Here is a 22,419-nt window from a genome sequence, read left to right as displayed (position 1 = left end):
CATCACACCAATTGACGGACAGCCATTTTAGACACAAAAATAGGATTCTAGACTTCTCAAGCTAGAATCCCTTATGAGGAGAGGCGTTCCAATTCAACTACGATCTCTTTATTGGAAAATTTTACGATCTTTACACCTTCAACTTAATACTTATTCAATTGTTCAGCCGTCGTGCTTCAAACCTACCTGAGCTTCTGTTTAGTACGTCTGCTGTTGTATCGTTCAGTCAAACTCGAGGTTTTGACGAGGTATACACTTTTTTCAGGCTAACGGTGAAATAGACGGTCTTGGAGTTTCATTAAGATATTCTTCGAAACGATTGACCTCCATGCGAACTATTGGGTTTGGATATTTGGAACAGCGTGTCTGTCAAACAGACGATTTACTCATGTCATTGGTAACACCTACTTGATTCAATGTTTAAATGACTTTATCGAACATTACTCTTTATACACAAGAGAAGCTGACTGTCACAGTTATTATCAGAGTCATCGCACGTAATCACTTTAAAACATCGGTGCTTTTAAACATCAAAACTTTTCACTGTACGCTCATGATGAAATGATTTTCAATAACTGTCTTAAATTTCTGCCCCTTCACTAGATCCTGACAGCCTAAGAACCGAGGCAATTGAGAAGTTTTTGTTGAAAAGGAACTTTTTCCCTTTCCTCAATTATTATAATATCACCAATTGTAAGCGGTTGCAACATAATTGCTTCGGAATTTGAATTTTATTTTAAAAGCCGATAATGGCGGGAATTATTCGACCCAGATTTTAACTCCGCGATAGATGTTATAGATAAATAATGCTAAAAGTGCAATTCCAATTAAACCGACGAATCCAAAGGCGATGATCGAACCAACGGGCAGGCTAGAGGCGGTCACACCATGAACGGTGGCGCCGACTCCAATTCCGAATGCAAGTGGTACTAAAAGAAATGATACTAGGTGTAACCAAAAAGCAGTAATTGCATTTCGATGAGCAGCTGGGTGATTAATATTTGAAGTTAGAGCAATGACTACCACGGGAAAAATGATTGGTAGAAAAAAGATGCTTAAATATGATAGTGAACTTAAAAATTTATTTTCAGTATCCATGAATTAATAATCCTCCTTACAAAAAAAGTAAGATGTGAGGCTTTTAAAAGACCGTTTCATTCTTGCGATTGTAATTATTCAATTGAATCCTGTTTTACCTTACTTTTCTGGCGAAGCTCTTCTTTTAATTCCTCGATTTCGTCCACATGGGTTAGTTGCCAATCTTTGAAAGAAAAACGGGCGTCCGTATCGGTATCACCAATTTTCATTCCGGTCTCAAGCCAAAATACGGCTTCGGACAAGCTACCGAAGTTTCGCATCCAAAGGGTATGACCGTTAGCCGAGTCAAGCGCAACGTACGAACGAAATTTTTTGGTTAGATAAGTATGTTTGCGAATTTTAAAAGCCTTACGTTGCCGCGTTAATTTGTAATCAGGAAGAATATAATGTCCTGGATGCTTTAACACGGGAACGTTGTCTTGGCGTTGGCTTTTGAATTCTACCAGCATTGCCTTTGCAGTGGGTTGGTCAATAATTTTCACGTCGATTTTTGCCATAAGAGCTCCTCCTGATTACCTTGTTAATTTTATTTTATCATAAATATGTGATTCAGTGATAAGTAAACTATTGTCGAATGTATTCAATAAGTTTGAGTAATTGGTTAAATGGTTATATAATAATCAATTGAAATTAATTTTTTTTCGAGAAAGAGAGAGGAGAAAGTAATGAAAAAATATATTTCAGAAATTATTGGTACTTTTGTTCTTGTTTTTGTTGGTACCGCTGCTGTTACAATTGGACAAGCTAAGGTGTTGGGAATTGGCCTATCTTTTGGACTAGCTGTAACAATTATGGCTTATTCCGTTGGTGCGATTTCAGGCGGACATTTTAATCCTGCCGTTACATTTGGAATGTGGATTAACAAACGAATTAGTGGAACTGATGCGATCTACTATGTTATTTCACAGTTTGTTGGTGCTGTATTGGCTTCAGGAGTTGTTAAATACCTATTAGGTGCAATGGGTGCTTCAACAAGTAATTTGGGACAAACTGATTTCGCTAAAATTTCAGCAGTTCCGGCACTTGTAACGGAAACTCTAGTCACATTCTTGTTTGTGCTAGTTATTCTATTAGTTACAAGTAAGAAATTTGGAAATGCTAATTTTGCGGGGCTAATTATCGGTTTAACGTTAGGTTTCATGATTATTGCGTCATTAAATCTAACGGGTGGTTCATTGAACCCTGCTCGTAGCTTTGGTCCAGCAATTTTAGTTGGCGGAACGGCACTTGCACATTACTGGGTTTACGTGGTTGCTCCACTTTTAGGTGCCGCAATTGCAGCTTATGTTGCTAAATTTTTGGGTAGCGAAGAAAACTAGTTTTAAAAAGCTATAAAAAGATATTCAAAAGCTATAATAAATAGGACACCCCTGAGGGTTAGACTTAAATCTAATCTTCAGGGGTGCTTTTATTTTTTACGGCCGGTTTTACGCCGTTGTAGATTAAGCTCATGTTGTAAATGATCGACTTTACGATCTAATTGATCTATTTTTTTAAATAATTTTGTCATGTCATCTTCCTGAGCATCGGTGCTTTCTGACGTAAAGAATCCGGTGATTGTACTGGTTAACAAACCAATAAAACCAACCCCGCCGATCATTAGGAATGCAGCGATAAATTTTCCAACATTCGTGGCGGGGGATATATCGCCATAGCCTACCGTCGTGGCCGTTGTAATGGCCCACCAAAGAGCCGCTGGGTATGAAATCTTTTCAACAATGGAATAAAGTAATGAACTCAATACTAAAATAAACATACTAACGGTAAAGAGGTTTAAAAAACCAGTAGTATAGATGAAACGATGGATGGTCTTGGAAAACTTTCCGTCGAGGCCCAAATGCCATAGCAAATGATGTTGGCGAATAATTTTAAAGACACGCCCAATTCGAAAAATGGCAAATGCCGGATGCAAAGGTATTAAAGAAAGTAAATCGAAAGTATTATCAAATAAAAAACGTTGGATATTTTGACTTTTAGTCATTCGTGTGAAAAAGTCAATTATGTAGATAATGAGAAACATATTTAGCAAATGGGCGGTGAAGGGGTTGGTTAAACTGACCATTTTGCTAAAAAATGAAGCAATCACAATTATAAACGACAAACTTGCAATGCTGGCCATAACTAGATCATATAGAATTTGAATCTTAATTTTTCTTTTAGTCATACTTTAAAATCCTTTGAGATTGATAGAATTATTTTAACGCATTTTTTAAAGCTGTAAATAGATTGAAATGATATGATATGAGTTGAATACGGAGGAAGTTGATCATGAAAAGAATTTTAGCTTTACATACGGGCGGAACAATATCAATGTCTGCAAGTAATGATACAGTCAAAACCAATGAAGAAAACCCACTTTTAGATAGTAAGTTTATTAATGAAAATATTGATCTAATTAACGAGGTTATTTTAAATAAACCCTCTGAACATATCACGCCAGATGACATGTTAATCATTAAAGAGCGGGTCAAAAAAGCGATTGAAACGCATGAATGTGATGGAATTGTCATCACCCATGGAACGGATACCTTAGAAGAGACGGCCTATTTTTTGGATTTAACCATTCCAAACGAAATTCCAGTTGTCTTAACTGGAGCAATGCGTTCTTCAAACGAACTTGGATCAGATGGCGTTTATAATTTCCAAAGTGCAATTTTAACCGCTGCTTCAGATGAAGCAAGTAGTAAGGGCGTTTTGGTGGTTATGAATGACGAAATTCATACCGCTCGATTCGTCACTAAGACGCATACAACGAATGTAAATACATTCCGAACACCAACCTTTGGTCCCTTAGGAATTGTATATAAGCGAGATATCAAGTTTTTTCAAGAATTGATCCAACAGCAAGTTTGCGATATTGATCATTTAGAAAAGGGTGTCTACTTAATTAAGGCTTACGCCGGGATACCAAAAGAAATTTTTGAAGCAATGAACCGTCCGGAAACGAAGGGATTGGTAATTGAAGGGCTGGGAGCCGGAAATTTACCGGTGGAAGTGGTAGAACCGATCCAAGCGCTTATTGATCAAGGAATTCCGGTGATAATGGTTTCCCGTTGTTACAATGGTTTGGCTGAACCGATTTACGATTACCCAGGGGGCGGAATTGACCTGGAGCGGATGGGAGTAATTTTTTGTCAAGGATTGAACGGACAAAAGGCACGTCTAAAATTACAAGTTGCTATTAGTGGGGGAATGGATCCCCAAAATCTTGAAAAGTATATGCGGGATGCCGTCTCATAAACTAATAACGGTGTATAATGTTTGATTAACAGATTTGAAAGTGAGGAATTACGATGACAAGTTCAGTTAAAGATGATTTTTATGATGCCGTTAATGGTAGTTGGTTGGAATCAGCAGAAATTCCGGCCGATCATTCATCAACAGGTGGTTTTATGGATTTGGTCGATGGTGTAGATGAACATTTAATGAAAGACTTCGCTGAAATGCGTTCTGGAAACATCAAACCGAATACGCCCGAACTAACCGAATTTATTAAATTTTATGAAATTGCAGCTGATTTTGAGAAACGTGATCGTGATGGCGTAAAACCATTACTACCATATTTGGAAAAGGTCGAGAGCCTTCAAGGATGGGATGATGTAAACGCCAATCTTAAGGAACTAGTTTTCAACGGTGCGGAGTTACCAGTTGATTTGGGAGTCGAACCAGACCTTAAAGGTAATGGGGCCGACAAGCGCAACGTATTGTGGGCTGGCGGAGTCGGGCTTATTTTGCCGGACAAAACTTACTATGATAAGGACAATACGGCTGGACCACAATTGATGCAGATTTTTACCGATATGATGAATCAGTTATTGGTTAAGATTGGTAAGTCCAAGGCGGAAGCGTCTGCGATTGTTGAAGGAGCCAAACGTTTTGATGCAAGTTTAGCACCATACCGAAAAAATTCTGAAGAATTAAGTGATGTTGCTAAATTATATAACCCATCAAACTTTGACGAATTCGCTGAATCAATTCACAGTATTGACGTCAAAAAGTTAGTTAATGAATTGATTGGAACAACTCCAGACCAAATTATTGTAACGGAACCTAAGTTCTATGAGAATTTGAATCAAATTGCTAACGATGATACATTTGAAGATTTTAAAAACTGGATGTATGTCAATATGGTCAGTTCTCTATCTGGATATTTAAGCGAAGAATTTCGTCAAATTGGAGGAGTTTTTGGTCGAGCGTTATCCGGTCAAAAAGAATCCATGCCTCAAGAAAAGAGTGCCTTCTACTTGTCACGGAGAACATTTAGTCAAGTTGTTGGTGAATATTATGGACATAAATACTTTGGCGAAACGGCTAAGCAAGATGTTCATGATATGGTGGTTGCAATGATCAATGTTTATGAACAACGTTTAGCGGCAAATACGTGGCTAGGCGATGCAACAAAACAAAAAGCAATCACGAAATTACGGTCGTTAAAAATTTTAGTTGGATATCCAGATCAACTTAAAGCAGTTTATAAAAAACTGAAAACGAAAACGGCTGATGAAGGTGGGAGCTTAGTTGGCAACGTTCAAGAGTTTTCGAGAATTTTCTTAGAAGATCAATTATCTAAATTTGGCGAAGAAGTTGACCGTAGCGAATGGCATATGAGCGCGGATACAGTTAACGCGTACTATTCTCCCGAAGGAAATTTAATTTGTTTCCCAGCGGCCATCTTACAAGCACCGTTTTATAGTTTGAAACAAACGGCTAGCCAAAATTACGGCGGAATTGGTGCGGTTATGGCACATGAAATTTCACATGCTTTTGATCCAAATGGGGCTCTATTTGATGAATTTGGAAATATGGATAACTGGTGGACAAAGGAAGATTTAGATCATTTCCATCAACTATCTGAGGCAATGGTTAAAGAGTTCGATGGTCTTCCATTTGCGGGTGGCAAAGTGAATGGCAAACTAGTTGTAACGGAAAACGTTGCGGATGATGGTGGATTAAGTGCGGCGCTTGAAGCAACGAAAGCAACTAGCGATGCTAACCTAGAAGAATTCTTTACTAACTGGGCGACAATTTGGCGGACGAAAGCTACAAAGCAACGTGAAGAATTATTGCTGTCGATCGATGTTCATGCGCCGGCTAAATTACGGGCTAACATCCAAGTTAAAAATTTCCAAGAATTTTATGATACCTTTAACGTTCAAAAAGGTGATGGAATGTGGATGGAACCACAGGATCGAGTACAAATCTGGTAGTCACTTTATAAACTAAAAAAATCTCTTATCACAATTAACGAAATGATTCTTATTTCAGCAATTGCGGTAGGGGATTTTTTAAAACACGAACTATAAAACGAATCAAGATGTTTAGATACGTTCTTTACTTATATTTTTAAGTAGTGTAGACTATATCAGTGCTGTTTTTTTTATAAATTCGAACTAAAAAAGGGAGAAATGAAATTGAAACAAATTGCTAACTATTTTCAATTTGATAAATTGAAAACCAATTTTAAAACTGAAATTATTGCTGGTATTACTACTTATATTTCAATGGTTTACATTATGTTTGTTAATCCCAACGTCCTTGGGGCGTCCGGAATGGATAAGGGAGCTGTTTTTACTGCGACAGCGTTAGCCAGTGCCATCGGTTGTTTTTTGATGGGGATTCTTGCCAATTATCCGATTGCGTCAGCACCTGCGCTTGGGATTAATGCCTTTTTTGCATATTCAGTAGTTATTGGTATGCATATTCCGTGGCAGACAGCTCTAGCAGGGGTGTTCGTCGCTTCGTTAATTTTTCTGTTAATCACAATTTTTAAACTTCGTGAATTAATCATTAATGCGATTCCTGCAGACTTAAAACATGCGATTTCGGCCGGAATTGGCCTCTTTGTTGCCTTTTTGGGATTGAGTCAGGGAGGAATCATCGTTTCAAATAAAGATACGATGGTTGCATTGGGATCTTTTTCAGTTCCGTCAACTTGGCTTACAGTTTTTGGCTTGATTATTACGATTTTCCTAATGATTCGAAAGGTTCCTGGAGCAATTTTTGTTGGGATGGTTCTTACAACGCTGTTTGGTCTGTTTACAGGGGTAATTCATGCCCCATCGAGTATTGTTTCAGCTGCCCCAAGTTTAAAACCAACGTTCTTAACGGCGATATCACATGTTGGTGATATCAACACGCTTCAACTTTGGGTGGTTGTTTTAACTTTTCTGCTTGTCACATTCTTCGATACGGCAGGAACTTTAGTTGGTTTAGCAACACAAGCCGGTTTTATGAAAGACAATAAAATGCCCCGCGTTGGGAAAGCCTTAATGTCAGATTCAACGGCAATGCTAACAGGTTCACTACTTGGAACATCACCAGTGGGAGCGTTTGTTGAATCTTCAGCCGGAATTGCGGTCGGGGGCCGATCAGGCTTTACCGTAATTACGACGGGAATCATGTTTGTTCTAGGAATGTTCTTTTCACCATTGTTAGCGGTAGTTACTTCTCAGGTGACTGCTCCAGCACTTGTGATCGTGGGAGTTCTGATGGCTCAACAAACTCGTGAAATTTCTTGGGATAAACTTGAAATTGCAATTCCAGCGTTCTTAATTATGATTGGGATGCCATTAACTTACAGCATTTCGGACGGAATTGCATTAGGATTTATTACGTATCCAATTGCAATGATTGCTGCAAAACGTGGCAAGGAAGTTCATCCTTTGATGTACGGATTATTCTTTGTTTTCATCGGGTTTATTGCGATTTTAAACGCTTAGTGTTAATTTAAATTATAAGAAAAAATGAGGCTGTGGTAAAACAGAAGACTGTTTTACCGGAGCCTCTTTGAAATTGTAGGATTTTTAATGAATAAAATGTTTTTGTACTTTAGCTTTTAACGTAAGGGGACGAATTAATGGCCAAAAAGAAATTCTATGCGATCAAAAAAGGACGAAAACCTGGAATTTATCGAACCTGGGATGAAGCTAAACAACAGGTAGATGGTTTTCCAGGTGCAATCTACAAAAGCTTTTCAACTGAGAGTGAAGCTGAACAATGGCAAGATGGTCGCGATTCAATTAGCAAGGCAGTACCACAAAGTGACGGAAAAGCAGATGGGCTTGTTTTGTACACAGATGGCGGTTCACGAAACACTGGCAACGTGGCCGGTGGTCATGTTCGAAAAGAAGACTTAGCTGCTTGGGCTTTCATGATCAAAAAAGGTTCCTTGCAGTTATCCGATTCTGGAGGAGAATTTGGAGCAACAAATAATCGAATGGAGATTATGGCCTTAATTAACGGATTAAAAATGGTGATTCAGCGCTTTGGTGATCAGGAACCAATTCTGGTAGTATCCGATTCTAAGTATGTTTTAGATGCAATTAATCAAAATTGGATTTGGGGATGGAAACGCCGCAATTGGAAAAAGGCGAATGGCGAAATTGTAGCCAACAAAGAACTTTGGCAAGAAGTGGCCCTACTTTTGGGACGAATTAAACATGTTGAGTTCAAATGGACCAAGGGACACGCTGACAATACCGGAAATGTTTTTGTTGATGAACTTTTAAATCAAACTATGGATCAAATGACATCCACAAAACAAGTGCCAAAATCCAAAACAACGACTAATGTGCAGAAAAAAATAGTGCAAAATAAAGAAGCTGCATCAAATCCAGAGACGGAAAAATCGGTTCAGGATTTGATGACAAGCTTCAAACAATTAGGACTGTTTAAAGATCCTAATGATTAGTTTTGGGTTAATTCATAGGTGATGGTTTCGTCAGTTGTTCTTGCAGAATCCACACTAAAACCAGCGCGGTCGAGTAAACTGCTAGTAGCAACGTTGTCTTTTAGCAACGTTGCTTTTATTTTGCGTAAGCCAAGTTCTTCAAAACAGAAAATGGTCATGCGCGTTAATACTTCTTGCATTACGCCTTTTCGCTGCTGATCTCGTAGAATTTCGAAACGAATAGAAACGGACTTTTCATCGCGATCAAAATTCCAAATACAAAAAATGCCTAAGAAGTCACGATTTTCCTTCGTCGAGATTCCCCAGATTAAAGCTTCGTTGTTCATTACGAGTCGCATCATGTTGTTAACGTATTTAGTAGTTTCTTCAATCGATTGATCAATTTGACGACCACTTTGTTCGGCAATGACTGCATCGTTACGCAATTCAAAAACATCTTTGACTTTCGACATAGTTAACCAATCTAAAAGAAAATGATCGGTGAAGATAGGATGGTATAATTCAAATTTATTCATAGATAAGACCCTCATTTATATTATTTACCTTAACTCTACACTAGATTTTATCAAATCTGAAATGATATTGTTTGGTTTTTAGTTCCAAAAGGTTTATGATGTACACGAAATAAGGAGGGATTTAGTGATGAACATTAAATTTGATGAAGACGCAATTCAGAAGATTCAACCAATGTTAGGTGATGACAAGAAGTTATTGTTAACGTTTGAGGATGGTGTAGGTCAGTATTCACAACACGCAATGATTCACATGCAAGTGCAATTTTCGATTAATATCGTAGCTAAAGATGCCCCAACTGATGAGTATGACGATGTCATTCCTTCAAATCTAGGTGACCTTTTAATTAAGGGATATTCTAAAGAAGATTTGGATAACAATATGGTTATTTCATTCAATAAGAATATGAATACACTACAACTCCATGGTGATGGTGGCCCAATTGATGACAATATGGGGTTAATCGATTTTACAGATCCTAATGGTGTTAAAAAAAATCCTGCCCGCTAGGTAATTATTTGATTCACTGGCTGAATTTTCCTGTAAGATAAGCATTAATTATATTTTGGGGAGGACGAGGCATGGACGGGATTAGTAAAAAGAAGTTTAGTTGGCCGTTGTTTTTAAGTCCCTTTGTTTCCAGATTGGGGGATGAGCTATTCATTTTTGGAATGAATTGGTTCATCGTGAAAGCAACGGGACATGCCTCACTACTTGGAATTGTTCAAGGAATTGGTGGGGCTATTTTAGTTTTAGGAGATTTATTGGCAGGACCGATTGTAGATCGGTATAATCGAAAGAACGTTATGTTAGTCTCTGATTTAGTAAGTTTCATCGCGTGTATGTTTGCGGCAGCAACTTTTGACGTAAAGGAACCGGTATTTTACCAGTTGGTTTTGTTAACGGTCATTATGGACATTGGATTGGCATTTAATTTTCCACCCGCAAAGGCGGTTGTACCGGAGATTATTGTTCCCAGCGCACTAGCTAAGTTTAATTCAATGGCAAATTCAGGTACCATGATGGCGCAGGTTTTAGCGCCATTGCTGGGTGGATTTCTGTTAACGCTTCGATGGATTGATTTTAGAACTTTTTTATAAAGTTTGGGCGAGAAAACACATTCTTTTAAGGACGTGATGAATCGCCTATTTTTTTTTGCACGTAGTGCATATTTCAATAATTCGTTAATGATATAATTCTTACAAGGAGGCGGACCAAAATGATATTAAAAGGAATTAAAGTTAGAATCTACCCCAATCAAAATCAACAAAATAAAATTAGGGCTAATTTTGGTTACACCCGATTTGTCTGGAACCAAATGTTAAATATGATGATAACTCGCTATGAAAATAATCCAGAGGCCAAATTTTTAAGTGTATTTACTTTAAATAATCTTTTACCCGCCTTGAAATTAGAATATCCGTGGTTAAAAGATGCTGAAAGTACTAGCTTACAAGTTGTTAATCATGATCTTATTGAAGCTTACAAGAAATTTTTTAAAGAACATCAAGGGTTTCCCAAATTTAAGTCAAGTAAATGCCCTAAACAAAGCTATCAATCTAAAGCGGTTAACCATAATATTTTTGTAATTGATAATAGGCACCTTAAACTACCGAAGTTAGGAGTTCTTCGCTTTAAAAGTGGTAAAAAAATTACTGGGAAAATCAAAAACGTTACTATCAGACTGTCTTCAACTAATAAGTTCTACGCAATTCTATTAGTAGATGCTGAAATCAGTGAGTTACCCAAAACTAACAATTCCGTCGGAATTGATATGGGTGTTGCTGACTTGATGATTACCAGCGATGAGGCGAAGTATCCCACAATCAGATTTGATAAAATTCTGGCTAGAAAGAAACATTATTGGGAAAAACGGTTGGTTAGACGAAGATTACAGGCTGAAAAAGAAATTGCTTGGGATAAACACAATCAAGTGGTAGACCAAGAGACCTTTCTAACTTTAAAAACTATCAAAAAGCTAAAATGATGGTTGCCAAGTACAGCGAGAAAATAACTAATCAGCGTAACAACTACCTTCACGTTCTAACCAAAACTTTAGTAAAGCAGTATGACGTGATTAAGATTGAAGATTTGAAAACCAAAAATCTTCTTAAAAACCATAAGCTTGCTCGTGCAATTGCTAATCAATCATGGCGTAAACTACGTTCACAGCTAGAATATAAGTGTGCTTGGTATGGGAAACAATTAGTCATTGTTAATCCGCATAAGACTAGCCAAATCTGTAGTAATTGCGGTTATGATGATGGGAAACATAATTTGGAAGTTCGTTACTGGATGTGTCCCAAATGCGGTATTAATCATGATCGAGACGTTAACGCCGCTAAAAATGTCTTAAGTGCTTAAAAAGACTAATTAGGTTCGGAACGAACCGTGGTAAATAGCTGTAACCTCTGCACGTAGTGCTAGACACTATTTTGTAAGTCAGCAGTGTTCCCAGAAGCTCGTTAATTCATTGACGAGTAGTTCACGGGATTCGAATGATGACCATTGTTCAACAGATAGTGGCGGTTGAGTTCTTGGGAAGGGTATTTTCAATTTGGTTTTTAGTATTTGATAGCCTATCACCGTTGAGCTCGTTCGTTTTTGGGTTCGTCGCGGATAGCTTGAATCATTTAACGTTTTTAATATTAAGTGCACTAATTGCAGCGGGTTTAACCGTGGTATGGCTCTTAGGACTAAAAGAGCGCGATAAAAAATAGGAGATTATGACGGATAAAAATTCGTGCATAATCTCCTATTTATTTTTTCTAACATACGCTAGTAAACTATTTTGTCTTCATGAAGTCGCGAATCCGTTTCAAATCATCATCGGTTGGTTTGTACGAGTTTTCTTTGATACGATGAATCTTTTCCACTGATAGATGAGTACCGAATGCAACATCGGCATCGGTAAGGTCGTTCTTTTTTTGAAAATTGATGATTTCTTCTGCAAATTCTGTTACGTCATTCATAATGAGTCCCTCCATAAGCTTCCATCTATGGTAAAATCGTACCACAAATTTTAAATAAAACCTAGAAATTATATCTTGTAAAATTATCGGGGTGTTTATCAACTTAATTACAGTAACCGTTTGGTATACTAATGATAGGATGTTGAAAAAGATGGGCTGAGTTCGTAGAGTAGCCTAGTCTGGCACAATGGCGTGCGAAGCAGGACGTTGTGTGAGACGTAGCTAATCATAGAACTCAATCTTTGGAAACTCAACTAAGATAGGATGTTGAAAAAGATGGGCTGAGTTCGTAGAGTAGCCTAGTCTGACGCAATGGCGTGCGAAGCAGGATAAAGGTTTGAAGATAATTATCGATTCTAACTAGGAGGAGGGATGAGTATGACAGTTCATTTATATTTGGTAAGGCACGGTCAGACAGAACTGAATCGGTCTTTTAAGCTGCAGGGACGGACTAATTCGGCGTTAACCCTGAAGGGGATTAGAGACGTCCGAAAACTCGCAGATCGGTTAAATAACATAAAGTTCGATCGAGCCTTTTCAAGTTTTTCTGGTCGAGCGAGTGAAACGGCTCGGATTATTGTCGAAACTCATCCCGAATTGCGTGAAGTTGAAGCGGTAGATGGACTGGCTGAGTACGATTTCGGTGGACTTGAAAATCGATCGGTATTTTCGTTTTGGTGGGCCGTAATTCATAAAATTGGACCCTTGGGGATTTTTCGTCTTTTCTTCGGGAAACATCGAGTTCGAAACGTGGTTAGAATGTTTAACATGTTGGATAAAACTAATTCTGCCGAAACCATGCCGGAAGTTAGTAACCGAGTACTTAACACCGTTCGCGAAATAATCGATAAGGAATTAGGAAATCCGCAACGTGATTTTAACGTTTTAATCGTATCACATGGATTAATTCTTAGCGCTTTTTTATATGGCATTAATCCTAAAAAGGTACCACGTTTATTGTTAAAAAATGCGAGCGTTAGTCAGGTTGATTTTAAAAATGGCCAATTTAAGATAGTTAGTGTTAATAAGAGAGGTTAAAATGGCAACTTTATTTACAAATGAAATGATCGAAAAGGCAATCCAGATTAGTGATTCTAACCCGTTTTTAGAAGGGTTTGTCCCAGGTGAAGGAGCGTTGGATCCTAAATTTGTGATGATCGGAGAAGCTCCGGGTGCTAAAGAAGCTGAACAAGGTCACCCATTTGTGGGACCTTCTGGTAAAGAGTTAAACGTTTGGCTGGATGAATTGGGAGTGACAAGGGATCAAATTTATATCACCGGGCCAGTTCGCTCACGACCGTTTAAATTAAAAAATGGCAGAAAAAGCGATCGGAAGCCGACCCCCTTAGAGATTCAAACTTCAGCACCATTGTTCGATTATGAAATGGCGAAATTAAAGGGTCACATACTAGTTACTTTAGGCAATACTGGCCTGGAACGCTTAATTGGCGGGCCGGTAAAAATAACCAAAATGCATGGTAAAATGCTTCATCAGCCAATTCAAATATGGGATGAGCAAAATAGTCAATTTAAACTTTCTAAAGTTAAATACGATATTTTTCCGCTATATCATCCCGCATATATTCGACGCTTCAATTCCAAGCGAGATGAAGTATTAAACGATTTAATTGAGTTGAAAAAGTTTATTTAAATAATTCATGATATTCATTTTCAAAGAAGCTATTTTTAGCATAAACAACCGAAATTGGACGGGTGATATCTAATCCTTTTACATTTAGGATGGATAAGGCACCCGTTTTTATTTTATCTTCAATTAACGATTGGTACATAAAGCTAACACCGATATTTTGAAGAAGGTTGATAATACCGGCTGAACTACCTAACTCAATAACTTGGCAGAAGTCTTCTTTATGAATGTTAAAAGATTTTGCCCAGTTAGTGAAAATTGAACGTGTCCCTGAACCGGATTCGCGTAAAATTAGTGGTTCGGTAAGAAGGTCTTCTAGCTTTAAATTATTTTGATTGGCAAGTTTGGAGTCGGTACGGGTGACGGCGACAAAAGCCTCCAACGAAATAACTTGACTACCATAACGATCTTTATCGAAATTTCCTTCCAAAATAGCAAAATCTAATTCCCCATCGTCAATTTTTGACAAAATTTCACGAGTATTTGATACGACGCATTGAACCTGATTATATTTTTTCTGCCAGCGCTGAATAAACCGTGGGGCCATGAAAATACTAACAGAATGAGTGACTCCAAATTTGAGATTGGAAGAAACTTCGGGATGCCTAAGATTATTGATTAACTTTTTTTCTTGATGTTGAATAGTTTCGATAAAATGGGCTAACTGCTGTCCGGCAGATGTAATGTGCAGTCGAGGGTGATGATATTCAACCAATTTAAGCTGAAGTTCATGTTCGAGGCTCTTAATTTGCTGAGACACAGCGGGTTGAGTGATGAAAAGTTGCTGGGCAGTTTTAGTATATGATTTATTTTTAGTTAATAGAACAAAGGTATCATAACGATTATCTAACATTTTTAACTCCTTATAAGCAAAATTTATATGTTAATTATAAATCATAATTATATTTTATTGATAAATTTTGATACGATTATTTTATTGAAAAGAGAGATTGGAGAATAGAAGATGGTTAAACTTATTAAAGAATCCAGTTTTTGGATTGCGATTCTAGTAACGTTTATTTGTGCAATGGCTGGAACACTTTTGGCCAATTTGCCTTATTTTAGTATTATTGGTGCGTTGGTGATTGCGCTAGTTTTGGGAATGTTGGTGCAAGTTAGTCCTAAAGTAGTCGAAAGTTCCAAAAAAGGAACAGGATTCATTTCGAATAAATTTCTACGTTTAGGAATTATTCTTTTAGGGTTTAAATTAAATTTAATTGCTTTAGCAAACGCCGGAGTTAAAACGATTTTATTAGCAATTATAATTGTGACCTTAACGATTTGGGGAGTTTATAGTTTGGCGCGAAAGTTTGGCGTGGATTCAGACTTAGCAATTCTGGTAGCTAGTGGAACTGGAATTTGTGGTGCAGCGGCCGTAATGGGAATTTCTCCTCAAATTCAGGTGCCGGAAGATCGACAAGAGCAAAAGCGCGAGGATGAAGTAATGGCGATTGCTGTCGTGGCGATTCTCGGTACGGTATTCACTTTCATCGAGATCGGATTAAAACCACTTTTACATCTAACACCAACCCAGTTTGGAGTAATGGCGGGAGGTTCCTTGCATGAAATTGCGCATGCCGTAGCAACGGGTGGTTCTGGTGGCCCAGTTAGTTTAGACACAGCGATTATTACCAAACTTTCGAGGGTGCTATTATTAGCTCCGGCAGCGCTAATTATCGGATTTTGGCATCGCCATCGAATGAATAAAGCGGGGGATGAAGACCACGGTGTAAAGGGTAAACTCCCAATTCCATGGTTCATGGCTGGATTTGTGTTAGCCAGTGTTATTGGAACATTTTTACCACTTGGCGCCAATGTCTTAGATCTACTAGTTAAACTAGCTTACATTTTCCTTGGGATGGCGATGGCCGCTTTAGGGATGTCGGTTAACTTTAAAGTGATTTTAAAACGTGGTGGGGCTCCGTTCTCAGCTGCAATTATCGGCTCAGTTGTATTACTGGCCTTTACGATTGGTGCAGCTAAGATGTTCTTTTAATTTTTTTACAAACTAAAAAAGTACCAACTATAAAAATTTTAGGATTTTGTAGTTGGTACTTTTTGATTTAAGTTTTACAGATTGGGTTAAATAATTAGTCAATAAGATTGCCCAGAGCATATTTATTCTTAGGCCGACTTTCACGATCATTTAATACATAAGTTAGTATGTTAAATTACGCCTTGAGCTAACATAGCATTAGCAATTTTCTTAAATCCAGCGATGTTAGCGCCAACAAGATAATCATTTTTAAAACCGTATGCTTCCGCAGCATCGGCGGACTGATTAAAAATGTCTTTCATAATAACCTGAAGACGCTGATCAACCTCATCAAACGTCCACGATAATCTGGCACTATTTTGACTCATTTCCAGCGCTGAGACCACGACACCGCCAGCATTAGCAGCTTTTGATGGTCCTAGGAGAACCTGGTTTTTATGCAGTACCTGAACTGCTTCTGGAGTACAGGACATGTTGGATCCACAGTTTACGGCAATGGCACCATTGTCAGACAGGCGTTGTGCTTGTTCCGCATTGATTTCATTTTGAGTTGCACAAGGTAGTGCAATATCATAATCGATGTCAAAATCCCAAACTGATCCTTCATAATATTGAGCCCCGGTAACCCGTTCTGCATATTCCTTTATTCGGCCACGTTCAATTTCTTTAATTTGTTTAACAAGGCGATAGTCGATACCATTAGGATCGTAAATAAAGCCATTTGAATCAGAAACGGTTATTGCCACGGCCCCTAATTCGCTAGCTTTTTTGACGGCATAAGTGGCGACATTACCTGCGCCAGAAATTTTAATTTTTTTACCAATTAAATTAGTACCGTGAGACTCTAATTGAGCCTGTGTGTAGTATAGCAACCCAAATCCGGTTGCTTCTGGACGAACTAAGCTACCTCCAAAGTCTAATCCTTTGCCAGTCAACACCCCAGCTTGATAACCACGTAAGCGACGGTATTGTCCGTAAAGATAGCCAATTTCACGGGCGCCAACGCCGATATCGCCGGCAGGGACATCTAAATCAGGACCAATATGACGCTGAAGTTCAGTCATGAAGCTTTGACAAAAGCGCATAATTTCCCCATCCGATTTTCCTTTGGGATCAAAATCACTACCACCTTTACCACCACCGATGGGAAGGCCGGTTAAACTATTTTTTAAAATTTGTTCGAATCCTAAGAATTTAACAATGGAAAGGTTAACGCTAGGATGGAAACGTAGACCGCCCTTATATGGTCCAATGGCGCCATTGAATTGAACTCTAAATCCACGATTAACTTGAACGTTACCCTCATCGTCAGTCCATGAAACACGAAACTGAAAAGCTCTTTCAGGTTCAACTAAACGTCCAATAATGTTGGCCTTAATGTATTCAGGATGTTGTTTCAAAACTGGTTCCAAAGTTGCAAAAAAATTATCGATTGCTTCAAGAAATTCTTTCTGATTTGGATCACGCTCCGCAATTGCCGCACGAACTTTTTGTAAATATGTAGTTACCTCTGACATAAAATAGCGTCCTTTCTAGTTTGAATTAAGTAAAACTATACCACAGCGATGATTCAATAATTAGATTAATTCAAAAAATATTTTTGGTAAGTATTATAATAATTCTAATTGTATATGGTAGTGGAGATGGGGTGGACGACCCGATTTATTGGTAAAACATCACTTTGTTTTGATTAGATCGAGGACGCACGTTTTACTAGTTAAAAAAATTATAGTATTCTGAGTTTGTTTTCAGATTTGTTTATTCTAGGAGAAGATTATATGACAATTTTTTACTGTTATTCTAAGTGTAGTACGTGTAAAAAGGCCGAAAAGTGGCTGAAAGAACACGATGTTTCATATCAGAAAATAGATTTAGTTGAACAACCACCAACTAAAGAGCAAATGTTAACAATTTTTACAAAAAACGATAAAAATTTGCGTTACTTTTTTAATACTAGCGGAATGGATTATCGAAAAATGAATCTTAAAGACCGCGTGGACACGATGTCAAAAGAGCAAGCAGCAGAATTGATGTCGAAGAATGGTAAATTAATAAAAAGACCACTAATGGTTGATGCCGTAAAGGCTACTTGCGGATTTAATACTAAAGTATACGAAGAAAATTGGCTTTAGGCTGGTATTGTAATTTTTGTTTTTTATATAAAAGTACTAAAAAACTCCCGATATTGGATTAATTCCAACGTCGGGAGTTCGCTTTAAGGATGATAACTCTTAATTTTTTTATTATTTTTTCCTAAAATAACTTTGTTAGAACCATCATCATTATTGGCACCATAACGAGTGATAGTAATGTAGTTTCAGTAACCATAATGGAAGCGAAGTCAGCGTCGGCGTCATACAACTTAGCAACAACCGGTGCGTTTGTCATTACCGGCATACATGATTGAAGGATAAAGACTTCTTTCATGATGGTTGGCATTGAACTTGGGAGAACGAGTAGCGCCATTAGGATCGGAGCAAAAATAAATCTACCAGACAGAACGCCCAAATTGTCTTTTTGGAAACGCATGTTTTTTAAACCGGCATCATAAACTGAAACGCCAATAAAAAGCATGGAAAGCGGAATTGTTAGTCCACCAAGGTAGCTAAAGCTCGACATTAGAAATGCTGGAAGTTTAATATCTAAGACGATTAGAACGATTCCAAGCATAAAACCAAGTAATGGTGCTGAAAAGATTTTTTTGATTGCATCTGTAATACTCATTTTAATATTATTTGAACTATCACGCTGAATGTAATAAACACCCAATGTCCAAAAAATAGTGGTATTAGCCATATAATAGACTAGTACGTAAGGAAGGCTTTTCTCTCCAAAGATTGCAAGATTAATTGGTAATCCAACAAAAACGGTGTTGGAATTAAAAAACATCGACATGAACAATCCGCGACGGCTTTGATCAACTTTAATAAAGTGGGCAACTAACCAAGAGATTCCCATAAGAATGAGCATTGAAAGTACGGGATACCAGAGATTTGGAAGTAGTCGAGCTAGTTCATCTTTAGTAAAATCTTTCGTAATTGAGACAATCATATAGGGTGGTAAAGCAACTTGAGTCACTAATTTGGCAATTAATTTTTTTGAACTTTCGGTGAACCAATGTAGTGATGCAACGTAGTACCCGACAGCAACCATCACGATAATGACCAAAACGCCTTGAATGCTTTGTAATAAGATAAAAATCCCTCCACTAATAGTTTACCTTCTATAATAACCCATTAAAATGATAAAATTACTATTAGTTAAGAAATGGAGGATATTAAAATGGCATTGATTCAAATTCCACATGATATGACTGAATTACGAGTAATGATGGAACAACTTAAGACGATGGGCAAGGAAGTTAATGAAGAAAAGCTGATTGATCAAGCGGTTGTAGATAATGCGCAACAACTGTTGGATGAAGCGTTAGAAGGACACTACTTTTCTTGCAAACTAGTGGATGGTGATTTAATCGTTTATGATGTGATTAATCTACCAGCTGGAACTGTTAAGCCATTAGGTAATAGTTTCAAAGAAGATTTTATTACGGACGCAGAAGGGCTCTGGCACCATCTTTCTAGTGAATTAAACCGAATCGCGGGTGGAAGGTAAAAAATAAGCGCGATAATCTTAAGGAGGACCATTATGAGTATTCAATTAATTGCGAGTGACATTGATGGAACATTTTTAAATGATCAACATGATTTTGATCATGAACGATTTCAAAAACAGTTGGATGAACTAAATCGGCGCCATATTAAGTTTGTGGTTGCTAGTGGAAATCAAATGGCACACTGTCAAGAAGTATTTGCTGGAATTGAGGGCGATATGACATTTGTGGCAGAAGATGGCGCATTAACAATCGAACAAGGAAAAATTTTAGATGAAAATCCAATTAAACCGGCGTTACTTAAGGACGCAATCGATTACTTAATGACCACGCCAGAATTTAGTGGCGCTGAATTAATTTTATCAAGTCAACACCGTGCGTTTACTAGCATGCGTCCCGAAAATCCGGGATGGGCTGATAGTGCTTATTTTTACAGCAATTTAACTGCTGTTGATCATTTTACTGGCATTAGCGATCCAATCTATAAAATTGATACGCATTGGTCTGAATTAAGAGATGTTAGAATGCAGGCGGGAATGTTGAAACGAGACCTGGGGGACGTGCTGGGAAGCGTAATGAGTGGATTTAGTGGAATTGACATTACCATGCCACATGTTACAAAGTCGTATGGACTTCAACAGTTGCAAAGTATTTGGAAAGTTTCAATGGACGAGACAATGGCATTTGGTGACACTCAAAATGATGAGGCGATGCTAAAACATGCTCGTTTAGGTTATGCAATGAAGAATGCTGAGCAAGAAGCCCTTGATGCAGCCAATTTAATTACGCCATTAGATAATAATGACAGCGGCGTGATGGACGTGATTGATCGCGTATTAAATGGCGAAATTCAATAAAAATTATCAATAGATTAAACTATTTTTCAATGTAAATCCGTATTGACACGTCCATTTTAATTTTGATATACTCCTCAACACGATTTTGGTGAAGGAGGAAATTTAATGGGACTTTATGGCTTAATGCAGTTAAGCCCAGGATTATTACGAGAAAAGATTAGTCACGCAGACGGTCAGGATCGAAAACGGTTAATTTGGGCACTAATTATTCGAGATGGTGCCTTATTGGCGTTTGCAATCGTGTATATTGCGTGTTTTTCAATTTTATTTGGACCGGCAAGTAGTTACGTTGGCGTCGGTAGTTTTTGCATCCTATTGAGTTCGCGGGCGGTCAGTTATGAATACGATATCAAGGCGGAATTGCTGGCGCTCATCGTCTCGTTAAGTTTAATGGGGATTAATAGCGTATTAGTCCCTGTGTTGTCCGTTTTTGAGGTGTTCGTACTGAACCTTGTTAGCTTGTTCTTGATTATTCGCTTAACGACAGCCAAACCATTGTATGGAAATGGTGGGGTTTATACGTTTAGTTACGTCTTGATAACTGGAATTCCAGTTACGGGAACCGAAATTGGACACCGAATGGCAGCAATCGGATTGGCGATGATACTTTGCGGATTGGTTTTTTGGCATAATCAACGGCAAAAAAATCGGGACGTTAAGATTAGTGAAGTGGTAAAAATTAAATCAATGCATGATCCAATATTACGCTGGCAAATTCGGCTAGTAGTTGGAGTTTCAACGGCAATTTTAATTGGTCAGTTATTGAACGTTAATCGAACCATGTGGCTAGGTTTTGCGGCAATGTCGATTCTTTTACCACAAAACAATCAGCTACGAGAACGAGCGTCCTTAAGACTAGGCGGAGTCATTATTGGCTCAATAATGTTCGCATTAATTTTATCGGTTACGCCGATTAAGTGGTTTTTTTTAGTGGCACCAATTGCCGGATTAGGTTTGGGGCTAACGCCAAACTATTTTATGGCAAGTATATTTAATTGTTTTGGTGCACTATCAATGGCATACACGCTTTTTGGTCTAATACCTGCAGTTTTTTTGCGAATTTTTAATAATGGAATTGGAATTGCGGCTGCATTACTGGTAGCCGGACTGGGGCGCTTTTTATGGAATCATCATCGGTGTTCCAAATGCGCAGAACAATAAAAAATTAAGATTATACCTTGACTTTCAATCGAATTGTCAGTATGATTTAGTAAATTAAATCGAGTCGCTTTAAGTTAATCCAGAGAGGTTAGCAAGCTAGCAGAGTCGCCATCAACAGGTGGAGTGGACGCGGTTAGCACCGGCCATTTCAACACGTTGATGGTTTTTTTGTACCCAAATAGCGATATCGAAAATTCAAAAAAGGGGTCGACTAATAATGAACGATGAGCTTCGTAGTAAAATCATCAAACAATTACTTGATTTAAAGGCAGTTTCAATTTCACCCAATGCGCCATTCACATACGCCAGTGGAATGAAGTCACCAATCTACACGGATTTAAGAATGACAATTAGCAGTCCAATGCTTCGCTCGGACATTGTAAAAGGATTGAGTGCTGAAATTAAAAAAGCTTATCCAAATGCAACGGTGATTGGCGGAGTGGCAACTGCTGGAATTCCACATGCTGCATGGGTCGCTGATGCGCTTGATTTGCCACTTATCTATGTACGGTCAAAACCTAAGGATCACGGAGCAGGTAAACAGATTGAAGGTCAGTTAAAAGACGATGATCAAGTAGTATTAATTGACGACTTAATTTCAACTGGTGGGAGCGTGTTAAAAGCGGTCGAAGCTGTTAGAAAAGAAAATGTTGATGTTATCGGAGTTGCTTCGATTTTTAGTTACGGTTTGCCAGATGCAACGAAAAATTTTGCTGATCAGAAGACAAAGTTGCTTAGTTTGTTGAACTATAATCAAATGGTAGATTACTTACAATCAAGTCAAGCTTTATCTGAAGATGAGGTTCAGTCAGCCAAAGAATGGCATCAAGATCCTTGGAACTGGAAAAAATAAATAATAAATTAATTTCAATTA

General features: G+C 37.9%; 24 protein-coding genes and 1 pseudogene. 17 read left to right on the top strand and 8 right to left on the bottom strand.

The window, feature by feature from the left end:
• Positions 1-759 precede the first annotated feature (759 nt).
• Positions 760-1,098 carry a hypothetical protein gene (locus IV81_RS05425; RefSeq protein ID WP_057802831.1) on the bottom strand — a complete coding sequence of 113 codons (339 nt, stop codon included), beginning with the start codon at positions 1,096-1,098 and terminating at the stop codon, positions 760-762.
• Positions 1,099-1,172: 74 nt separating this feature from the next.
• Positions 1,173-1,595, bottom strand: a complete 423-nt coding sequence (locus IV81_RS05420; protein WP_057802830.1) for a hypothetical protein — start codon at positions 1,593-1,595, stop codon at positions 1,173-1,175.
• 168 nt (positions 1,596-1,763) lie between these two features.
• On the opposite strand from IV81_RS05420, the gene IV81_RS05415 reads away from it, so the two are divergent.
• Positions 1,764-2,417 carry an MIP/aquaporin family protein gene (locus IV81_RS05415; protein ID WP_057802829.1) on the top strand — a complete coding sequence of 218 codons (654 nt, stop codon included), beginning with the start codon at positions 1,764-1,766 and terminating at the stop codon, positions 2,415-2,417.
• Between the two features lie 89 nt (positions 2,418-2,506).
• On the opposite strand, the gene IV81_RS05410 is transcribed toward IV81_RS05415, so the two are convergent.
• Positions 2,507-3,262: a potassium channel family protein gene (locus IV81_RS05410; protein WP_057802828.1), complete on the bottom strand. Its 756-nt coding sequence runs from the start codon at positions 3,260-3,262 to the stop codon at positions 2,507-2,509.
• Between the two features lie 104 nt (positions 3,263-3,366).
• On the opposite strand from IV81_RS05410, the gene IV81_RS05405 reads away from it, so the two are divergent.
• The 4 genes from IV81_RS05405 to IV81_RS05390 all read left to right on the top strand — a co-directional run bounded on the left by IV81_RS05405 (position 3,367) and on the right by IV81_RS05390 (position 8,788).
• Positions 3,367-4,338 carry an asparaginase gene (locus IV81_RS05405; protein ID WP_057802827.1) on the top strand — a complete coding sequence of 324 codons (972 nt, stop codon included), beginning with the start codon at positions 3,367-3,369 and terminating at the stop codon, positions 4,336-4,338.
• Positions 4,339-4,391: 53 nt separating this feature from the next.
• Complete coding sequence (locus IV81_RS05400) at positions 4,392-6,305, top strand: M13 family metallopeptidase (RefSeq protein WP_057802826.1); 1,914 nt, start codon at positions 4,392-4,394, stop codon at positions 6,303-6,305.
• A gap of 198 nt (positions 6,306-6,503) precedes the next feature.
• Positions 6,504-7,817 (top strand): NCS2 family permease, encoded by a 1,314-nt coding sequence (locus IV81_RS05395; protein WP_057802825.1) that lies wholly within the window; start codon positions 6,504-6,506, stop codon positions 7,815-7,817.
• A gap of 137 nt (positions 7,818-7,954) precedes the next feature.
• Positions 7,955-8,788 (top strand): ribonuclease H family protein, encoded by an 834-nt coding sequence (locus tag IV81_RS05390; protein WP_057802824.1) that lies wholly within the window; start codon positions 7,955-7,957, stop codon positions 8,786-8,788.
• On the opposite strand, the gene IV81_RS05385 is transcribed toward IV81_RS05390, so the two are convergent.
• Positions 8,785-9,303 (bottom strand): GNAT family N-acetyltransferase, encoded by a 519-nt coding sequence (locus tag IV81_RS05385; protein WP_057802823.1) that lies wholly within the window; start codon positions 9,301-9,303, stop codon positions 8,785-8,787. The genes IV81_RS05390 and IV81_RS05385 overlap by 4 nt on opposite strands.
• 127 nt (positions 9,304-9,430) lie before the next feature.
• On the opposite strand from IV81_RS05385, the gene IV81_RS05380 reads away from it, so the two are divergent.
• The 4 genes and pseudogenes from IV81_RS05380 (at position 9,431) to IV81_RS05365 (ending at position 12,021) form a co-directional block, all read left to right on the top strand.
• Positions 9,431-9,811, top strand: a complete 381-nt coding sequence (locus tag IV81_RS05380) for an iron-sulfur cluster biosynthesis family protein (protein ID WP_057802822.1) — start codon at positions 9,431-9,433, stop codon at positions 9,809-9,811.
• A 71-nt stretch (positions 9,812-9,882) separates the two neighbouring features.
• A complete protein-coding gene (locus tag IV81_RS05375; RefSeq protein WP_057802821.1) occupies positions 9,883-10,401 on the top strand; it encodes an MFS transporter in 519 nt (172 codons plus the stop codon).
• A gap of 119 nt (positions 10,402-10,520) precedes the next feature.
• Positions 10,521-11,665, top strand: a pseudogene (locus IV81_RS05370) (RNA-guided endonuclease TnpB family protein).
• 134 nt (positions 11,666-11,799) lie between these two features.
• A complete protein-coding gene (locus IV81_RS05365; RefSeq protein WP_157059755.1) occupies positions 11,800-12,021 on the top strand; it encodes a hypothetical protein in 222 nt (73 codons plus the stop codon).
• Positions 12,022-12,087: 66 nt separating this feature from the next.
• Here the strand turns inward: IV81_RS05365 and IV81_RS05360 are convergent, their stop codons facing one another.
• Positions 12,088-12,273 carry an LBP_cg2779 family protein gene (locus IV81_RS05360; RefSeq protein WP_057802819.1) on the bottom strand — a complete coding sequence of 62 codons (186 nt, stop codon included), beginning with the start codon at positions 12,271-12,273 and terminating at the stop codon, positions 12,088-12,090.
• Positions 12,274-12,651: 378 nt separating this feature from the next.
• Between IV81_RS05360 and IV81_RS05355 the strand changes: the two genes are divergently transcribed.
• Both IV81_RS05355 and IV81_RS05350 read left to right on the top strand, forming a co-directional pair.
• Positions 12,652-13,311: a histidine phosphatase family protein gene (locus IV81_RS05355; protein WP_057802818.1), complete on the top strand. Its 660-nt coding sequence runs from the start codon at positions 12,652-12,654 to the stop codon at positions 13,309-13,311.
• Position 13,312: 1 nt separating this feature from the next.
• Positions 13,313-13,924 (top strand): uracil-DNA glycosylase, encoded by a 612-nt coding sequence (locus IV81_RS05350; protein WP_057802817.1) that lies wholly within the window; start codon positions 13,313-13,315, stop codon positions 13,922-13,924.
• On the opposite strand, the gene IV81_RS05345 is transcribed toward IV81_RS05350, so the two are convergent.
• Positions 13,917-14,774 carry a LysR family transcriptional regulator gene (locus tag IV81_RS05345; RefSeq protein ID WP_057802816.1) on the bottom strand — a complete coding sequence of 286 codons (858 nt, stop codon included), beginning with the start codon at positions 14,772-14,774 and terminating at the stop codon, positions 13,917-13,919. The genes IV81_RS05350 and IV81_RS05345 overlap by 8 nt on opposite strands.
• Positions 14,775-14,885: 111 nt before the next feature.
• Between IV81_RS05345 and IV81_RS05340 the strand changes: the two genes are divergently transcribed.
• Complete coding sequence (locus IV81_RS05340) at positions 14,886-15,917, top strand: YeiH family protein (RefSeq protein ID WP_057802815.1); 1,032 nt, start codon at positions 14,886-14,888, stop codon at positions 15,915-15,917.
• Positions 15,918-16,087: 170 nt separating this feature from the next.
• Here the strand turns inward: IV81_RS05340 and gdhA are convergent, their stop codons facing one another.
• The gene (gene gdhA, locus IV81_RS05335; protein WP_057802814.1) at positions 16,088-17,434 is read right to left on the bottom strand and encodes an NADP-specific glutamate dehydrogenase; all 1,347 of its coding nucleotides are present in this window, start codon (positions 17,432-17,434) and stop codon (positions 16,088-16,090) included.
• A 261-nt stretch (positions 17,435-17,695) separates the two neighbouring features.
• Between gdhA and IV81_RS05330 the strand changes: the two genes are divergently transcribed.
• A complete protein-coding gene (locus IV81_RS05330; RefSeq protein WP_057802813.1) occupies positions 17,696-18,049 on the top strand; it encodes an arsenate reductase family protein in 354 nt (117 codons plus the stop codon).
• Positions 18,050-18,170: 121 nt separating this feature from the next.
• Here IV81_RS05330 and IV81_RS05325 read toward each other — a convergent pair whose 3' ends face one another.
• Positions 18,171-19,112 carry an AEC family transporter gene (locus tag IV81_RS05325; RefSeq protein WP_083484688.1) on the bottom strand — a complete coding sequence of 314 codons (942 nt, stop codon included), beginning with the start codon at positions 19,110-19,112 and terminating at the stop codon, positions 18,171-18,173.
• 87 nt (positions 19,113-19,199) lie between these two features.
• Between IV81_RS05325 and IV81_RS05320 the strand changes: the two genes are divergently transcribed.
• The 4 genes from IV81_RS05320 (at position 19,200) to pyrE (ending at position 22,398) form a co-directional block, all read left to right on the top strand.
• Complete coding sequence (locus IV81_RS05320; protein WP_057802812.1) at positions 19,200-19,529, top strand: hypothetical protein; 330 nt, start codon at positions 19,200-19,202, stop codon at positions 19,527-19,529.
• A 33-nt stretch (positions 19,530-19,562) separates the two neighbouring features.
• Positions 19,563-20,384, top strand: a complete 822-nt coding sequence (locus tag IV81_RS05315; RefSeq protein ID WP_057802811.1) for a Cof-type HAD-IIB family hydrolase — start codon at positions 19,563-19,565, stop codon at positions 20,382-20,384.
• Positions 20,385-20,489: 105 nt separating this feature from the next.
• Complete coding sequence (locus tag IV81_RS05310) at positions 20,490-21,545, top strand: FUSC family protein (protein ID WP_057802810.1); 1,056 nt, start codon at positions 20,490-20,492, stop codon at positions 21,543-21,545.
• Positions 21,546-21,762: 217 nt separating this feature from the next.
• Positions 21,763-22,398, top strand: a complete 636-nt coding sequence (gene pyrE / locus IV81_RS05305) for an orotate phosphoribosyltransferase (RefSeq protein ID WP_057802809.1) — start codon at positions 21,763-21,765, stop codon at positions 22,396-22,398.
• Positions 22,399-22,419: the final 21 nt, after the last annotated feature.

It is taken from the genome of Pediococcus stilesii (assembly GCF_001437075.1).
Lineage (GTDB): Bacteria > Bacillota > Bacilli > Lactobacillales > Lactobacillaceae > Pediococcus > Pediococcus stilesii.
This window is presented reverse-complemented; position numbering and strand designations above follow the sequence as displayed.

Excerpts from the sequence above, each read along its gene's own strand:
- IV81_RS05425 (WP_057802831.1), bottom strand. The coding sequence starts at position 1,098 with ATGGATACTGAAAATAAATTTTTAAGTTCACTATCATATTTAAGCATC.
- IV81_RS05420 (WP_057802830.1), bottom strand. The coding sequence starts at position 1,595 with ATGGCAAAAATCGACGTGAAAATTATTGACCAACCCACTGCAAAGGCA.
- IV81_RS05415 (WP_057802829.1), top strand. The coding sequence starts at position 1,764 with ATGAAAAAATATATTTCAGAAATTATTGGTACTTTTGTTCTTGTTTTT.
- IV81_RS05410 (WP_057802828.1), bottom strand. The coding sequence starts at position 3,262 with ATGACTAAAAGAAAAATTAAGATTCAAATTCTATATGATCTAGTTATG.
- IV81_RS05405 (WP_057802827.1), top strand. The coding sequence starts at position 3,367 with ATGAAAAGAATTTTAGCTTTACATACGGGCGGAACAATATCAATGTCT.
- IV81_RS05400 (WP_057802826.1), top strand. The coding sequence starts at position 4,392 with ATGACAAGTTCAGTTAAAGATGATTTTTATGATGCCGTTAATGGTAGT.
- IV81_RS05395 (WP_057802825.1), top strand. The coding sequence starts at position 6,504 with ATGAAATTGAAACAAATTGCTAACTATTTTCAATTTGATAAATTGAAA.
- IV81_RS05390 (WP_057802824.1), top strand. The coding sequence starts at position 7,955 with ATGGCCAAAAAGAAATTCTATGCGATCAAAAAAGGACGAAAACCTGGA.
- IV81_RS05385 (WP_057802823.1), bottom strand. The coding sequence starts at position 9,303 with ATGAATAAATTTGAATTATACCATCCTATCTTCACCGATCATTTTCTT.
- IV81_RS05380 (WP_057802822.1), top strand. The coding sequence starts at position 9,431 with ATGAACATTAAATTTGATGAAGACGCAATTCAGAAGATTCAACCAATG.
- IV81_RS05375 (WP_057802821.1), top strand. The coding sequence starts at position 9,883 with ATGGACGGGATTAGTAAAAAGAAGTTTAGTTGGCCGTTGTTTTTAAGT.
- IV81_RS05365 (WP_157059755.1), top strand. The coding sequence starts at position 11,800 with ATGATGACCATTGTTCAACAGATAGTGGCGGTTGAGTTCTTGGGAAGG.
- IV81_RS05360 (WP_057802819.1), bottom strand. The coding sequence starts at position 12,273 with ATGAATGACGTAACAGAATTTGCAGAAGAAATCATCAATTTTCAAAAA.
- IV81_RS05355 (WP_057802818.1), top strand. The coding sequence starts at position 12,652 with ATGACAGTTCATTTATATTTGGTAAGGCACGGTCAGACAGAACTGAAT.
- IV81_RS05350 (WP_057802817.1), top strand. The coding sequence starts at position 13,313 with ATGGCAACTTTATTTACAAATGAAATGATCGAAAAGGCAATCCAGATT.
- IV81_RS05345 (WP_057802816.1), bottom strand. The coding sequence starts at position 14,774 with ATGTTAGATAATCGTTATGATACCTTTGTTCTATTAACTAAAAATAAA.
- IV81_RS05340 (WP_057802815.1), top strand. The coding sequence starts at position 14,886 with ATGGTTAAACTTATTAAAGAATCCAGTTTTTGGATTGCGATTCTAGTA.
- gdhA (WP_057802814.1), bottom strand. The coding sequence starts at position 17,434 with ATGTCAGAGGTAACTACATATTTACAAAAAGTTCGTGCGGCAATTGCG.
- IV81_RS05330 (WP_057802813.1), top strand. The coding sequence starts at position 17,696 with ATGACAATTTTTTACTGTTATTCTAAGTGTAGTACGTGTAAAAAGGCC.
- IV81_RS05320 (WP_057802812.1), top strand. The coding sequence starts at position 19,200 with ATGGCATTGATTCAAATTCCACATGATATGACTGAATTACGAGTAATG.
- IV81_RS05315 (WP_057802811.1), top strand. The coding sequence starts at position 19,563 with ATGAGTATTCAATTAATTGCGAGTGACATTGATGGAACATTTTTAAAT.
- IV81_RS05310 (WP_057802810.1), top strand. The coding sequence starts at position 20,490 with ATGGGACTTTATGGCTTAATGCAGTTAAGCCCAGGATTATTACGAGAA.
- pyrE (WP_057802809.1), top strand. The coding sequence starts at position 21,763 with ATGAACGATGAGCTTCGTAGTAAAATCATCAAACAATTACTTGATTTA.